Raw genomic sequence first — 16,535 nt, 5'->3', positions numbered from 1 at the left:
ATCAAAATATTAAGAAAAAAATAGAATAATATATAATAATAAAACTTATAAGGAAATTATGATCGCATTAACAGTAATTTTAATTATTATATCTTTTGTAATCTTAATTGTCTCCTTTTTAATGTCACCTGATTCAAATGGTTTTTCAGGTGCATTAGTTGGTTCTGGAGACCTTGATTTATTTAAAATTTCAAAAGAAAGGGGAATTAAAAAAGCCTTAAAATATACTATGATTGCATTGGGAATTTTGTTATTTGTAATTGCAATTTTATTAAGGGTTTTTGTTCGTTAAATTATGAATAAAGAAGAAGTTTTAAAATACATCCAGTCTGTTAAATCAAGAAGTTTTTTAGATATAGCAAGACGTTTTCGGATTCTGCCTAAGAACAATCGTGAACTAACAAGTTTATTATCTTTATTACAACGAGAATATAAGTTATTTAAAAATGTTAACGATGAATATTATGCACCTGTTTTAGTTGATAAAATTGAAGGTATTTTAAATGTCAATGCTAAAGGTCAATTTGGTTTTGTTGACTATAACATTGATGAAGTAAATAAAACTAAGGATCGTGTTTTTATTAAAAACTTTAATTTCAATGGAGCAATGAATAACGACAAGGTTTTTGTGTATGTTTATTCAAACCCGTATGAAGATAAAAACCAATTGAACTCTGGTGTAGTTGTAAAAGTTTTAGAACGTGGTAACAAAGAAGTCATTGGTTTTATAAAACATAAAAATTATTCAACTTATTTTATCCCTGTTGAAACTCGGATGAAAAATGTAACTTGAAATATTATCGAATCAAATGTTGAAACAAAATTTAATGATTTAGTAGTTGCAAAAATTATTAAATATGATGGAAAAACCGTTTCAATTAAAATTATTAAAGTAATTAGCAATGAAGCTGACCCGATGGTGTATGTTAAATCATACCTCGAGCATATTAAAGCCCCTTCAAATTTCCCAGATGCAATGACTTCAGAAGTTGCAAACATCCCACAAACAATAGACAATGAAGATTTAAAAAATCGTGTTGATTTAACTGATAAAATGATTGTTACCATCGATGGTGATGATACCAAAGACTTCGATGATTCAATTTATGTTAAAAAATTAGATAATGGAAATTACTTTTTAGGTGTATATATTGCAGATGTTTCCTATTATGTTAAATCTGGTAGCGCAATTGATCATGAAGCACTAAAACGTGGGACTAGTATTTACCTACCGGATCGTGTTATACCGATGCTTCCTATTGAATTATCAAACGGAATTTGTTCTCTTAATCCAAATGTTCGACGTTTTGTTATGGGTTGTGAAATGGAAATTGATAAGGATGGGAATAACGTTTCAACAAAAATTATTCAAGGAATCATAGAAAGCAAGTTTCGCTTAACCTATAAACAAGTTGATAAGTATTACCAAAGTGGTTTAATTAATGAAGAATGCGATCCAAAGCAAGTATCACAACTAAAACAGATGTTAAATGATGCAAAGGAACTGAGTTTAATTTTACATGAATATAAAATTAAACAAGGTTATGTTGACTTTGAACTTCCCGAACCGAAAATTAAACTTAACGATGATGGAACTGTTAAAGAAGTTTTAATCAATGATCGTGGTTTTTCTGAGGTGCTAATTGAAGACTTTATGGTTAGAGCCAACGAAACAGTTGCTAAATTCTTATTTGATCATAAATTACCTGTTTTATACCGTGTTCATGAGGCTCCCGATGCTGAAAAATTAACATTATTATCAAACTCATTGAACGCAATTAATATAAGCAGTGAAGCAATCAATTCAAATACTAGTATTAAACCAAATAAATTTGCTGATTTTGTAAATCATGTAAAGCAAATGCGCAATGATGATTTTATTAAATTACTATTTTTACGTACAATGCAAAAGGCAGTTTATTCACCAGACAACATCGGACATTTCGGACTAGCATCAAAATTCTATTGTCATTTCACCAGTCCAATTCGTCGTTACCCAGATTTAGTAATCCATCGCATCATTCGTGACTTTATTATCAATAAAAATAAAAAGAATCTTGCTGAATATAAACATCAAATCAGTATATATGGCGATCTAAATACTCGTTCTGAACAAAAGGCAGTTCAAATCGAACGCAGTGTTAATGATTTAAAATTTGCAGAATTTTTAAAAAACAAAGTTGGACAAACTTTTAAAGTCCAAATTGTTAGTGTTCTTAATTTTGGTTTCTTTGTGGAATTTGACTTTATGGCATCTGGTTTAGTTCACAAAACTACATTAATCGATGATATTTATGAACCTAACGAAAACCTTACTAAATTAATTTCAAAAAAACGCACCTTTGCTATTGGTGATTATGTCGATATTGTTGTTTTAGATGTCGATTTAGTTGAAGGTAAAATAGATTGCTGCCTTGCTGATTTATATACTGAATATGTTAAGAAAAAATTCCATCATGAACGAATTAGAAAATAAATTACCAAAACAAAACTGAATCAAAAACTCTTTAGGTTTTGATAGTGATTTATATGTTTATCAAGACAAAACGATGTTTAATTACTCAGTTGATACAATTTTACTGGGTAATTTTGTGTTTTTATCAAATCATTTTACAAATGCTCTAGAAATAGGAACTAATAATGCTGCCTTATCAATTTTTATCGCAGCACGCAGTGAAAAACTACATATTGATGCAATTGAAATACAGCAACAAGCAATACAGTTAGCAAAATTTAATGTAACTTTGAACGAACTTGATAAGCAAATAAATGTGATTAATGCTGATTTTAATTTATACTGAAAGCAATTTAATCAACAAAATCAAAAAAAATATCAAATAATTTTTTGCAACCCACCTTTTTATCGTTTTGATGCATCCAAAATTAGGCAAGATATATCAAAAGCAAAATTGATTGCAACCCACGAAATTACACTTAATTTAGATGAATTAATCTTAGGTTGCTCAAAAATAATAGAACAAAAAGGATTTTTATCACTAGTTTTACCAGTAGAACGTTGCATCGATGCATTTGAATTATTGCGTAAATACAATTTCGAACCTAAACGCATTCAATTTGTGCATCCGAGGTTGCAAGATAAAGCAAAATTTGTTTTAATTGAAGCGCGATATCAAGCCGGCTGAGGTTCACACTTTTTACCTAATTTATATCTTCACGATGCAAAAGATTTAAATAATCATGATTATCTACCACAAATAAAACAACTGTATAAACCTATAAAATTAAATAAGGAATAAGATGAAAAAAACTTTTTATATTACTACTCCTATTTATTATGCAAGCGGAAACTTACACATTGGACATTTATTTACTACCACACTTGCTTGAGCGATTACAAATTATAAAAAAAGTCAAGGTTATGATGTCAAAATGCTCACTGGTTCTGATGAACACGGACAAAAAATACAACAAATTGCACAGCAACATAATTTAGCACCCCAGCAATTTGTGGATCAAGTTGTAAGTAAATTTAAAAATATGTGAGAAGTTTTTGATATTAATTATGATTATTTTTCAAGAACCACATCTACAAAACATAAACAAATAGTTAAAGATATTTTTAGTTATTTTTTAAAGCAAGGATATATTTATAAAGGTAAATATCAAGGATGATATTCAATTTCAGATGAAGAGTTTTTAACCGAAGCACAAGCAATTAAAAAAGATGGAAAACTTTATCATCCAGCTTCAGGACATGTACTTACAAAAGTAAGTGAAGATAGTTACTTTTTTAAAATGAAACTATTTGAAAATTGACTCAAAGAATATATTAATAATAATCCAGACCTTTTATTCCCTAAAAAAACAGAACATGAGATGTTAGTTAACTTTATTAACAAAGGTTTAGAAGATTTATCAGTAACAAGAACTAATATTAACTGAGGGATTAAAATCAACGAAGATACTAATCATACTTTATATGTATGATTAGATGCTTTATGTAATTACATTAGTGCATTAGATTTTGATATAAATGATATTGATAAACCAGGTGATTTTAATAAATATTGAAACAACGAAAACTCTGAAGTTGTACATATTTTAGGTAAAGAAATTTCGCGTTTTCATATGATTTATTGACCTATCTTTTTGAAAGCATTAAACATCAAACAACCAAATCGCATCCAGGCACACGGTTGAATTGTTACATCACAAGGAAAGATGTCTAAATCAAAAGGCAATGTAGTAGATCCCTTTGATTTAGTCTCTAAATACCATCCTGAAATGATTAAATATTTCTTTATTTCACAATTTGCCTTAGGTGAAGATTTAATCTTTGATGAAGATCGTTTTATTGATGTTATTAATTCACAATTAATAAATAATTATGGTAATTTAGTATCACGCACCTTAAAGATGATTTCAAATAGTTTTAACAGACCTTTAAAAACAAATGAATATTTAAACGAAGACTTACAAATGCTTGAACAAATTAAAGAATCAAAAGAAAGTTTTTGTTATGAATTTGATCGCTATCAAATCCATAAAGCATTTGCAATTGCAACAAATTTATCAGATAATTTAAACAAATATATTGATGTAACTAAACCTTGAACACTGACAAATGATTTAATCAGATTGGAAGATATTTTATTAGTATTATTAAATGGAATTTATGCTGTTTCAACATATTTATCTATTTTACTACCTAAAAAAGTTTCAGAAGTTGCAGATGCTTTATGCATATCTGGTTTTGATTTTCAACAAATAATTAATTTTCATAAATTTGATAACATCATCCCTAAATCACATTTTATTTTATTTAATCGCATCAAAAAAGGAAACTAAATGATTTACACAAAAGCTACACAATATATAATTAATCCTGAAAAAATGAAGGGTTTTATTGATTATTTATATGTTTTTACACAAAAAACACGTATGCAAGAAACTAATTTATCTTTTGAATACGGAATACAAGCAGATGATAAAATTTTAGTAATTGAACGTTGAAGCAATTTTAACGAATTTGATAAATTCATTAAAAATCCTGAGTTTGCTAAAGAACTACAAACTTTATCAAAGATGTCCAAGGCTGTTAATGTTATTTATCAATTGTCAATAAATCGTTAGAACCATATTGGTTCTTTTTGTTACTTATGAAAAAAATATGAAATGAATTTTCACTTCTTAGCAAAAGATTATTAAATAACCTTATAAAATAAGCATATTAAAACTTACTATAGAAAATAATATATAATTTATACAGAAATAAAATTTCTGCTCTATATAACATAAATAAATAATTTAGGAGATATACATAATATGTCAAAGAAGTTAAAAAAATATTTACTAACCTTATCAGGTTTAGTGGGTAGCACCACAGTAGCACTTGCTGCTGCATGTGGAGGTGGTAAATCTTCAAGTGGTGAAGGAAATAATACTGGTGGAGGTAGTGCGACTACACCAGGAAATCCAGGTAACCCAGGTTCATTAGTTATCAAAAGCGACTTAGAAACTGCGACACAAGAAGATCGGATTCAAAATGCTCAAAATGATAAAAACAATAGAAGTCATGGTCAAAAAGAAAAGAAAGATTCCAACGGGAATAGATATATTAAATTAGGAATTACCTTTTCTCAAAGTGGTGTTCAAGGTAATACAATTAGAGCTATTGTTGATGTATATAATGATTTAGTTAGCAAATATCAAAAATTCGTAAATGATAATAAAAACGCAACCGACGAACAAAAAGAAGCAAAACTAAATGAATTAGGAATCTCTGCTGCTGCTGAAATAGTTAAGGTAGATAACTATGGAAACAGTTATCCAGACGGGGTGCAAAATGTTGGAAAACAAATTGCAGCTATACACGGATTAAAAAAAGAAGAACAACAAGATTATTATAATTTATTAATCGGTTATCCTGTAATTGCTTCAGTTTTAAACAGCAATGGAGAAAATTTATTATTAAATTTCAATTCACAAGATAAATCTTTAAATACTGATTTAGATGATTTTGCTAAAAGTTTCGTTAATGCAAACTATACAACTGAAAATATTACCAAACCAGGAACATACATTCTTCCATTATTCAAAAGTTCAAATGTTTTATCAATTAATGCACCTGTTTTAGGATACTTTTTAGATGAAATGAAAGCTAAGGGTGTAAAAATTAGTGATGAATTCAATGACATTATTGATAAATCACATGCTGATCGCAATAGCGTTACAGCAATTTGAGGAACTCCTGTTGCCAATGTACAAGATATCCTGAAAAATGCAGGATATTTAGATCCAAATAAAACTATAACTAAGGATGATTTATTCGGAACATACACAGGAATTATTAATTTCTCAAAAACTATGCAAAGTTTATTTACAAACTCAGCAAAGACAAATGATACATCATTACATGTTTTCGGAATCGATGATATGGTTGGAGTTTATGATTCAGCATTATTTTCTAGCTTAGGTGCTGATTACTCAAAAATGATTTCAACAGCGATTCGTCAAAATGATAAAACCGTAATTCAATATAATGCTTTAAAAAGCAAAGGTAGTGATGCATATACTGTATCACAACAAATTTGAGATAAATTTACTGAGGGATTTGAAACTAAAGCAATTTATGGTTTTCCGGGTGGACAATATTCATCAACTGATCAAATTAAACATAAAATCGCATTTTCAATCGGTTCAACTGCAGGATATTCAAAAAATTATAAAGATATTAAAAATGATGGTGCAACTGAAATTGATGATAAAAGTGGTAACTTCTCATTTGAACCATCAAAATCTAACACATTTACTTTTATCCAAAATCCTACATTTAAAAAAAATAGAGATGGAAGTACATCTGCAATTGAAGAATTATATAATAAATACAAATCAAATATTCTAGCTGTTTATGGTGGTTTTAAAAATTTTGTATGATCTTCTATACCAAAAGATGATAAAGGTAATGATATTTCAATCGGAAAATATGATTTACTTCCTGCTGATGATGAAAATAAAACTAAAATTGAAAATCTTAAAACAAGTGGTAAAAACTTAGGTTATATTGTTTCATTAAAAGATAATCAAAAAAATACTAATTTTATCCAAAAAGCTAAAGATATGTTAAAAGATAAAACAGATTCTAAAGTTGAAATTATTGATATGAAGAATTCATCAGGTGATTCATTTGCGTTCGTAATATTAAAAGATGTTCTAAAAATGGATACAACAGAATATGAAGATTATGAAAAAAATATTGATGATACAGACAATAAATTTACTAATGCTTTAAATGAAGTTGGATTGCACAAACGTATATTAAAAGCTACTGATGTTCTTTCCGAAGATGAATTATTTGCTCTACCAACACCTAAAAAATGATCTGCAAAGTCAACCGATAAAAATGTTTTATACCTTCAAGGACCTTCATTGATGGGTGTTAAATCAAATGATATTGATGAAGATGCAACTCGTGCTTTTGTAAAATGATTGATTACTACTACAAAAACCTTTGACTTTAAAGTTGATAAAAATACTATTACCAACACACCTTTAAGAACCTTAGAACAAGGAATGTCTTATATTTCAGGAACAAATGACTTAGTTAATTTAGATCCTGATAAATTTGCTAAAACTAAGAGTGGTACAAATAAATATCTTCAAGTTGTGTTAGCGGAAGCAAAAGAAGCAATTAATAAACCAGATGAAATCCATACATTTGAAGAACCTGCTGGAACATTCTCTGATACATTTAGAGAACAAATCAAAAATGCATGAAAACAATCCATTGATCAATACAATTTCAATAATCCAAGTCAAGAAAAATTCAATTTCACCAAATTTGTTGATGCTATCACAATCGGAGTAAGTTAATATTATAAATATAATTTGCTTAGGCAAGTTATATTTTAATGAAAGGAAAATATGTCTAAGTTTACTAAATTAATAAAAATGATTGCTTTACCAACTTTATCAGCAAGTAGTTTAGTTGCTGCAGTAGCTTGTTCTAAATATGATCCTGCTAATGACGAAAAACTCCCTATACTTGAATATAAAGTTGATGCTTCTGTTTCAAAATATCCACTTATTTTTACAGAAGATAAAAAAGACTATCATTATAACATCACAACCACACCAGAAGTTCTAAACAATACATTAAAAAGAACTTCATTTTATAATGATATTGATAAGATAAAAGAAAAAATCGCATCATCAATACAAAATCAGTTTAAACAACAAATCCATTTGACTTTTTTACAACCACAAAAAGCTGTATTAAGAATCGATGATGCTAAGAGTAGTTATCCAAAACTAGTTCGTATGAAGTTTTTTGATAAATATGTTGTATTTAAGTTTTTATATGCTAGTGTATCACTTAATTTAGATGACAAACTGAAAGAACCTGGACAAAATAATCCTCTATCGCAATGAGATTCTAAAAGCATAAAAGACAAAATAACCTTAGGATATCAAATGTTTTATCAAAATCATCCTGTTGATTGAGTATCTGTAGTTAATATTGAAAAACCATTTAGTTTTGATGTCCCTATTAAGGATATGAAAGTTGATACAGATGAAAAAAACTTTGTCCCATTAGGAATTGATTTTAATCAAGAACGCTTTAAAAATAAAATATTACGTGCTAAACTTGTTTCTGATTCAGATGGTGACACATTTACCATTGAGCCACTAGAAGCTAAAATAATAGGTAATGCTGAATTTAAAATAGGCGAGCAATATAAAATAAGATTACGTGGAATTGATACCCCTGAAAAAGGAATAGGTGGTGGAAAAAATTATAAAACTGCTAGTCCTTTTGAATCACATTTTGCTTATAAGTCAACTGAATTTGCTGAAAAAATTTTCAATAAATATAAAGATGATGTTTTAGTTGCCTTTCCAAGCGGAAAAGATACATATGGTAGAAATGTAGCAGATATTATCTTTGGTAGCAATGATTCAAGTCAACATATAAATAATTATAGTAAATATAAATATAGTTATGGTGTTGAAATTATTCGTGCTGGTTTAACCCTTCCACTTTCTGAAGCGGCTTGAAGTGTGGATTTTAAACAAGCAAAAACAGATGACTTTATATATAATATTTATCCAAAGATGGCACAAGCAGCTGACCAAGCTGTAGCAGAACAAAATGGATTCTTTAAATATTTTGACACCCCTGATCAAGTTTCATTATATGTATATTTAAGCAAACGACCTAATTCATATGCTCCATTTTATTCCAGTGAACCTGGTGATGCATCTAATAAAGTTAAAACATATACTAATCAAAAATAACGAAAGGAATTTATGTTATTACTGAAGAAGTTAATTCATAAACTTAAAACTCAGTCTATTAATATCACCGATTCAGATTTAATGAAAATTCAAAAATACCGAGATGAATTTCGAGAAAAAAACCTAGATTCAGTTCCTGCAATTGAGTTGAAAAACTTAAATATCGATTTTGGTGAAACCTTAGCTGTCGATAATGTTAGTTTTAAAATCCCAGATGGTAAATTAGTAACTTTATTAGGCCCATCTGGTTCTGGAAAAACTACTACATTAAATGCTATTGCTGGTTTATTAACAGTAACATCAGGAAAAATTTTATTTAAAGGAAAAGATGTTACCGATTTTACTCCACAACGTCGCAAAATCGGATTTGTCTTTCAAAACTATGCTTTATATCCACATTTAAGTGTTTATGCTAACATTGCTTTTCCATTAAAAAATGATTATGATTGACAGTTTCGTACAATGTTAAAAAAGCAACAAGCACAAAATGAAATTAGAATTTTATATCTAAATGCGCTTGGTGCAAGTAAAAATGAAACAAATTCATTAAGACAAGCTTTTGATGACTGATTACTTTTATCTTATAATTTACAGCACAAATTCAACGAAGCATATGCTCGTATGATTGAAAATCTTGAAAAAGCTCATACTGATTATAAACTTGCCGTTTCACATGAAACATCTGAAATTTCCCTTTTAACTAAAAATGTCTTGAAAACTAATAAGCAAGTGGATCTTGATACTAAAACTAAAAAACAAGAAATTAAAGACAAATACCTATCTCAAAAAAGTAACAACTTATTAGAAGACCTTAAAAAAGCCGAAATTTTAGCTAATATGGATTTTAAACTGCTACATTTTAAACCATTAAAACCTGAAGACATCCCAGCTCATTTAGAATTGCTACAGCAAGCAGTTGCAAATTTAGTTTCTGAAAACCTTGACCATCTAGAATTAAATGAGCGATTAAAAATTGTTTCAGTAGAAAAAAAATTATTGCATTTAATCACTCGCTATAAATATATTTTAAAACGTAAAGAAATATATGCTAAATATGCCGAGGAAAAAGCAAAAACCAAAGAAATTTATTTAGCTACAAAAAGAGAATATAAGTTAGCAAAATCCGAAGATCTTAGTTTTAAACAACTTAAAGATGATAGCAAAAGATTACCATATGTTGCTCAAAAACACTTCATTAACCAAGTTAAGGAGTTAAGCAAAAGATATGATTTAGACAATAAAATAAAACAAGAACGTAAGAAAATTATTCCCCACATTCTAAATGAAAGCGATCGCCAAAAAGTAAAAGAATTAACAAAAAATGTAATCTCTCTACGTAAAGCAATTCATAATGAAGTTATGGAAGTAGCAAAACGTGTTGAAATAGTTCCTATTTTACAAAAAAAACCGACTCGTTTATCTGGAGGTCAACAACAACGTGTTTCAATTGCTCGTGCAATTGTTAAAAAACCTGAAATATTATTAATGGATGAACCTCTTTCTAACCTTGATGCAAAACTACGGATTTCAACCCGTCAGTGAATTCGGGAAATTCAACAATCGCTCGGAATTACTACTGTATTTGTTACCCACGATCAAGAGGAAGCAATGTCAATTTCAGATATTATTGTTTGTATGTCAACTGCAAAAGTGCAACAATTCGGAACACCAATGCAGTTATATAATAAGCCTAAAAACCAATTCGTGGCCCGTTTTTTAGGGATGCCTGAAATGGGATTATTCCCTTCAGAATATAAGGATAACAGAGTATATGTTGCTGGTAAATTGCTTGAAAATGTACTTATAAAAAATGTGTCAAATCCAAGTTTAAACATCGGTGTTCGTTCAGAAGACTTTATTATTAAAAACAACGAAGAAGCGATGTTTAAAGGTAAAGTTATCGTGCAAGAGAACTTTGGAAAAGAAAGTAAATTAATAGTTGAAGTTAATAACATCGGAAGAATTAACTTTTTATTAGATAATGATTTAGAATATCGAATCGGGGATAATATTTATTTTGATTTACCTATTTCAAAATTGCATATCTTTGATGCAGTTTCCGAAGAAAGATTAGAATATGAAATATCTAATTCGTAAGTTGCACTCTTTTATCTCGATTCATATGGGGTTTTTACTTAATTGGTCACTAAAAAAACAATCACAAAAGAAAGTCGTTTTATCGCATTCAATTTTAGAACGTCGTACCCCTTTATATATCCCATTACTTTTACTACTCCCTGGATTTTTACTCATTTTAATGTTTACATTAGTTCCAATGGGAATTAATATTTATCAATCTTTTACAACCGAAAGCGGTGAAGGAACATGAAAGAATTATGAATATGTGTTTAAAGATGCGCGTTTTGCTACTGGGGTAAGAAACTCATTTATATATGGTTTAGTCGTGCTACCATTTGTGATGTCCTTTTCACTAATTATTTCTTCAATTATTGCAAAACTACATCGTAAATATGCACGTGGAATATGACAAACTGTATTCTTTATGCCTTATATCACTAATGCTGTTGCAGTTTCACTGGTATTTATCCAATTCTTTGCTCCAGCAGGGATATTAAACAAAATTACCGGTTCCACTCGTGCATGATTAAACACATCCGATCCATATACATTCAATGCATTGATCGCAATGTTTATTAACGGGATTTGAGGTGGTTTAGCATTTAACATCCTTATATTTACCACAGCAATGCTCGGAGTAGATAAAAACCTTTATAAATCTGCTTCTATCGATGGATGTGGTGGGATCAAACAATTCTTTAGCATTACTTTACCATCAATTAAAGGAACCATTAACTTTATAATCACATTAGGTATCATCGGAGGTTTAAAAGTCTTTCCGCTTGCTTTATTCAATAATAACCCAACCGATGCCTTTTCATACGGTGGTGGAACCTTAATGTTATATGTTTACTTAATGACTAAAAGCGCGCAATTTCATAATGCAGGTGCTGCAGCTATCTTGTTATTTATCATAGGTGTAAGTTTTTCATCTATTATTCGTGGAGGATTTTTTATGGTGCAATTATCATTAAATAATTTAGGAGAAAGAAATGTTTGAGTTAAAGTTAAAAATTCAACAACTTCTAATACATAGAAAAATCCGTCGCAACCAAGAAAAAGTTACCACCCAAGTAATCGACAGCAATCCTGCATCAGCAATTTTTTTATCGGTTTTGAAGTTATTAGTGTTATGTTTTTTTGGTGTTCTAATATTATTCCCATTTTTCTTTATGATTTCAATTTCATTAATGACAGATGATGAAGTTGCAAACCTAAGTACTAATTTTCGATTTGTTTCTGATTTTACCGAAGGAAATACATATTATCAAGGAACCAAAGGTATTGGTGATACTGTTGCTTGGTCAAAAGTTGTCGCCAATACCTACCATCGTGCATTAGCAACTGGTTATTGAAATTCATTAGGTTTTACTGCATTAAATGTTATTATATCAGTTGTTTTAAAAGTATTCATTACCTTTTTAATGGGATATGCTTTTGCTCTTAAAAAGTGACGTGGAAAAGGTTTGGTTTGATTCTTAGCACTTGCTTTATTGGTGCTCCCTGAAGTTGCCTTATTATCTGGACAATATATCGTGGTGTTTCGTACTAATATGCGGGCTAATTATACTGGTTTATTATTTGCTATTGCACTTCCTTTTGTATCTAGCATCTTTAATACCGTTATGTATAAAAACTCATTTGAAGCAATTCCAGGACGCATTAAAGAAGTATCATTAATTGATGGAGCAGGTGGGATAAAATATATGTTTAAAATTGCCTTTCCGATGGTAATGCCTACTACTTTAACTATTGTTATCTTAACCGCTCTTGCTTCTTGAAATGCTTACTTGTGACCATCAATTTTAGTTTCGGATCGTAATTCATTACAACTGCTATCAGTTTGATTATTTAATGCTGGTATGGACTTTAGCGATGATAACAGTGCTGGTGTTCCGCTCCAAAATATTAAAATGGCAGCTGCTATCTTTGTAATCTTGCCAATGTTTATTATTTATTTATTACTTAGAAAAAGAATTATGAATGCAATCAGCAGACAAGGTTCAACTATTAAAGGATAAAAATGAGAACATATAAACGCAGAATTATTATATGAACAATTATTGCTGCATTGGCCTTGATAGCAATCATCGGATTATCAATTTTTATCCACCAATTAGGTTATATCATTGAATTAAACAAAAAAGTCGAACTAGATCGGAGCATCATAGATGCATTTCAGTTTTCTAAAGCATATTCTATAGGAGGTTTAGCATTTTCTTGTGTGGTATTTATCATCGGTGTAATTATTTCATATGCTGGTTTTAAATCTTGAAAATACTCAGAAATGTTTAGTTAATATGAACAAAAAAATTAAATATCTCCTTTTTACAACCTTATCTACAAGTGTTATTCCCTTAACAGCCGTGTCCTGTTTATACCAAGGTGATAAAACAATTCAGTATGCTAAGGATTGGGTGCAACAAAACGGATTTAATATCAAACAAAGAGTTGCTGACAAAAAAATTCCTGCATTAGTAAAATTTGAAAATAATTTATATACAGCAAACTGACTAGCATATACATATTCAGATGTAGACATCAGATATCAAAATTTAAATGTCTCTATTAATAACTCGTTTTTAAAAACAAGCCTACCAACAATTATTACAACAGCAGGTAAAGGTGTTGCATTTAACCAAGATAATATCAACTTTTTAGCAAATAGTATCCTTTTGATGCAATACAACTTTGATCAATATAATAAAAAACATAAATACCAGCGACAAGGACAAGACTTAATTAATTCAAATATCATTTTGTTAAATGATATTCACACAAAACAAAAACAAATCTTAGAGAAACTAGATGCATATCATAAAATCAACGGAAAACGTTCTGTTGCACAAATATTAGTCCATAAATATGGAACAAATGAAGCAGGGGATGATATCGATTTAGAAAAACAAATTTTAACTTTATATCAAGCATTAAGCAAAATTGAATATTATCAAATTGATGATTTTAATAAAGTTATTACCGAAGATAAAGTTAAAAGCATTGTATATAACTTCATCAAAGATACTCCATTAGCAGTTGGGATAAATTATGTCGATTATGCTAACAAGAAACAAATAGAAGCATTTAAACCTGTGAATAAACTTTTAACTTATAATAATGCTGACATTTCATTTAAAATTGATTTTGCAAATAACATCCGTGGAAACACCATTGATACTAATTTAGTTAATTTAACTCTACAAAAAAATAAGATTCTTGATTCAAAAATTGATTATACTAAAATAGATGCTAAAAATACTTTAAAAAACATTTGAAATGTGTTTTATAAATTATATCCTAATTATCGCATTGAAACTGATGAATCACTTCCTGCAAACTTGGAAGATGAAATTCACGGAATTACTCGTGGATTTGGTCCTACTTACTTAATTTTTGGAATTTCACCATCTGCAACATCTGATACAAAAGAAAATAAAAACGATGAATATAAAGTCTTTACTGAAAAACTCAGTGAATCAGAACAAAGTGAATTTTTATCAAAACCAAAAGAATTTATCCAAAATCACATTGATATGCTTTATTATAAAACTTATCATTCATACATTAATACCTTACCCGAAACTCTTGAAACAATTAAAAAAACGCAAGAGAATATTGAAAAACTACAACAAGAAATCAAACAACTTCAAAATGATAATGACACAAAGAAGTTGGATGAAAAAATTTCTGCATTAAAAGCTGCAGAATTGTTTGTAAAAAATACCAATAAAAAAGTTGATGTTTATAAAATTGTTATAGATTATTTTGAAAAAACTCTGCCGGCTGTTAAAAAAGCATCTGAAGCATTGCGAAATCCTGATCTTAATGCTACTACAAAGACACAAGCGACAAAAACTATTAATGACTTTTTAAACTTTGAAGTTGTTAAATTTGATTTGGGTAATATTTACAAACTAATCGATAAAAGTTTTGCAGAATCTAAAACATCACAATATTCATTAGCTGATTTATTCGCTAAACTCTTATTTTTAAATAAAATATATAAAACTCAATCTGTTTTAGGATATAAAATAAATACAGATTCTAAGAAACTTACATACTGAGTAGAATTTTATAATCAAGAAGATAAAAAATGATATTTATTCGATGTATATGGATACTATAAAGCCATCAAAAAAGATAAAAACTCAAATATTGATACATTTATCTTTGATAAATTAGATAATCATTTTGAAAAACTACCAAATTCTAATTCAGAGTTATAAAAGTTGTCTATACACTTTGTGTAGACAACTTTTTATACCCACAAAATAGTGCCTATAAAGCCATATTATGTTCTTTATGGTTAGTGACTTTATTATTTTGTTAAACAGTATACATTTATCTGCTAAAACATATCACACTTACATCACATTCTCTTTTACATCTGATTTTTCATCACTATATAACTCTTTTAATTCATTAAATTGATTGAAAACATTTTTATATGTATAATCAAAGTATTGGCTATATATACCATTTTCTTTTAAATCTAAATTCATTTGATATACTTTTTCTTCTAGTAAATGATATCTTATCTCTTGCATCTGATTGGCTGATAATTTTGGGTCCAAATATGAATATACATTTATATCTACATGTATTCCTAGTTTGATTTGTTCTTGTTGCTGCTCATTAAATAAATGTAGCTGCGAATTTATTTCATCTGCCTTAGCAACCTTATGCTTGATGTTTACAATTTCCATGTGACTACTGCTCTCAGATGTGTTTTGCTTTCGTTTGTGAACTTCATCCAAAATCGCATCAAAATATGGTATATTCAACTCGTTCATATATTCACTATCTAGTCCTTTTTCTTTTACATCATCGCTAATAACCTTCTTTTTATCTTCGAGTAATGTATTTCTAATTTGTTGCATTTGATAATATGATAATTTTGAATCTAGGTATAATTTCACATCCAACGATAACTCTAGTCCTTTTCTTATCTCTTGCATTTGTTTTCAATCGTATTTTGGATCTATATATAAATATACCTTATCTAATATATAATCTTTTTGTAAACCAAGTCTTATCTGTTGCATTTGAAAACCATTAAAAATATTTTTTGTATATTTTTTAACATCTAAATTTGCTTTTAAACCTAAATATATTTGTTCAAGTTGGCTTGAATAATATTTATTAATTTAAACTTTTAATGATTTTTTATACCAACAGAAAAACAGACCAATTTTTAT

The 16,535-nt window shown here is 28.6% G+C and carries 13 protein-coding genes; 12 read left to right on the top strand and 1 reads right to left on the bottom strand.

Going from position 1 to position 16,535, the window contains the following annotated elements:
• Positions 1-58 precede the first annotated feature (58 nt).
• The 12 genes from secG to ACXYRK_RS02215 all read left to right on the top strand — a co-directional run bounded on the left by secG (position 59) and on the right by ACXYRK_RS02215 (position 15,563).
• Positions 59-292, top strand: coding sequence for a preprotein translocase subunit SecG (gene secG, locus ACXYRK_RS02270; protein ID WP_458607485.1), 234 nt, complete (start codon positions 59-61; stop codon positions 290-292).
• Positions 293-295: 3 nt separating this feature from the next.
• A complete protein-coding gene (rnr, locus tag ACXYRK_RS02265) occupies positions 296-2,476 on the top strand; it encodes a ribonuclease R (RefSeq protein ID WP_458617888.1) in 2,181 nt (726 codons plus the stop codon).
• On the top strand, positions 2,457-3,257 hold the full coding sequence (locus tag ACXYRK_RS02260) for a tRNA1(Val) (adenine(37)-N6)-methyltransferase (RefSeq protein WP_458617886.1): 801 nt from the start codon (positions 2,457-2,459) through the stop codon (positions 3,255-3,257). The genes rnr and ACXYRK_RS02260 overlap by 20 nt, the downstream gene beginning before the upstream one ends.
• A gap of 1 nt (position 3,258) precedes the next feature.
• Positions 3,259-4,809, top strand: coding sequence for a methionine--tRNA ligase (gene metG / locus ACXYRK_RS02255; RefSeq protein ID WP_458617885.1), 1,551 nt, complete (start codon positions 3,259-3,261; stop codon positions 4,807-4,809).
• Positions 4,810-5,094, top strand: a complete 285-nt coding sequence (locus tag ACXYRK_RS02250; RefSeq protein ID WP_458597377.1) for an antibiotic biosynthesis monooxygenase — start codon at positions 4,810-4,812, stop codon at positions 5,092-5,094.
• 192 nt (positions 5,095-5,286) lie between these two features.
• The gene (locus ACXYRK_RS02245; protein WP_458617883.1) at positions 5,287-7,833 is read left to right on the top strand and encodes a P68 family surface lipoprotein; all 2,547 of its coding nucleotides are present in this window, start codon (positions 5,287-5,289) and stop codon (positions 7,831-7,833) included.
• 51 nt (positions 7,834-7,884) lie between these two features.
• Entirely contained in the window at positions 7,885-9,258 is a 1,374-nt protein-coding gene (locus ACXYRK_RS02240) for a thermonuclease family protein (RefSeq protein ID WP_458617881.1), read from the top strand.
• 12 nt (positions 9,259-9,270) lie between these two features.
• Positions 9,271-11,355 carry an ATP-binding cassette domain-containing protein gene (locus tag ACXYRK_RS02235; protein ID WP_458617879.1) on the top strand — a complete coding sequence of 695 codons (2,085 nt, stop codon included), beginning with the start codon at positions 9,271-9,273 and terminating at the stop codon, positions 11,353-11,355.
• A complete protein-coding gene (locus tag ACXYRK_RS02230; protein WP_435130539.1) occupies positions 11,336-12,373 on the top strand; it encodes a carbohydrate ABC transporter permease in 1,038 nt (345 codons plus the stop codon). The genes ACXYRK_RS02235 and ACXYRK_RS02230 overlap by 20 nt, the downstream gene beginning before the upstream one ends.
• Entirely contained in the window at positions 12,330-13,358 is a 1,029-nt protein-coding gene (locus ACXYRK_RS02225) for a carbohydrate ABC transporter permease (protein WP_458607480.1), read from the top strand. Before ACXYRK_RS02230 ends, ACXYRK_RS02225 begins: the two co-directional genes overlap by 44 nt.
• Positions 13,359-13,360: 2 nt before the next feature.
• The gene (locus tag ACXYRK_RS02220; protein WP_458617877.1) at positions 13,361-13,636 is read left to right on the top strand and encodes a hypothetical protein; all 276 of its coding nucleotides are present in this window, start codon (positions 13,361-13,363) and stop codon (positions 13,634-13,636) included.
• Position 13,637: 1 nt separating this feature from the next.
• Positions 13,638-15,563 (top strand): hypothetical protein, encoded by a 1,926-nt coding sequence (locus ACXYRK_RS02215; RefSeq protein WP_458617876.1) that lies wholly within the window; start codon positions 13,638-13,640, stop codon positions 15,561-15,563.
• Between the two features lie 138 nt (positions 15,564-15,701).
• On the opposite strand, the gene ACXYRK_RS02210 is transcribed toward ACXYRK_RS02215, so the two are convergent.
• The gene (locus tag ACXYRK_RS02210) at positions 15,702-16,382 is read right to left on the bottom strand and encodes a hypothetical protein (RefSeq protein ID WP_458617874.1); all 681 of its coding nucleotides are present in this window, start codon (positions 16,380-16,382) and stop codon (positions 15,702-15,704) included.
• Positions 16,383-16,535: the final 153 nt, after the last annotated feature.

The sequence above is a fragment of the Mycoplasma sp. AC1221 genome, from assembly GCF_054353815.1.
The sequence above is the reverse complement of the archived record's forward strand: the minus strand, read 5'-3'. Positions and strand labels throughout refer to the sequence as shown.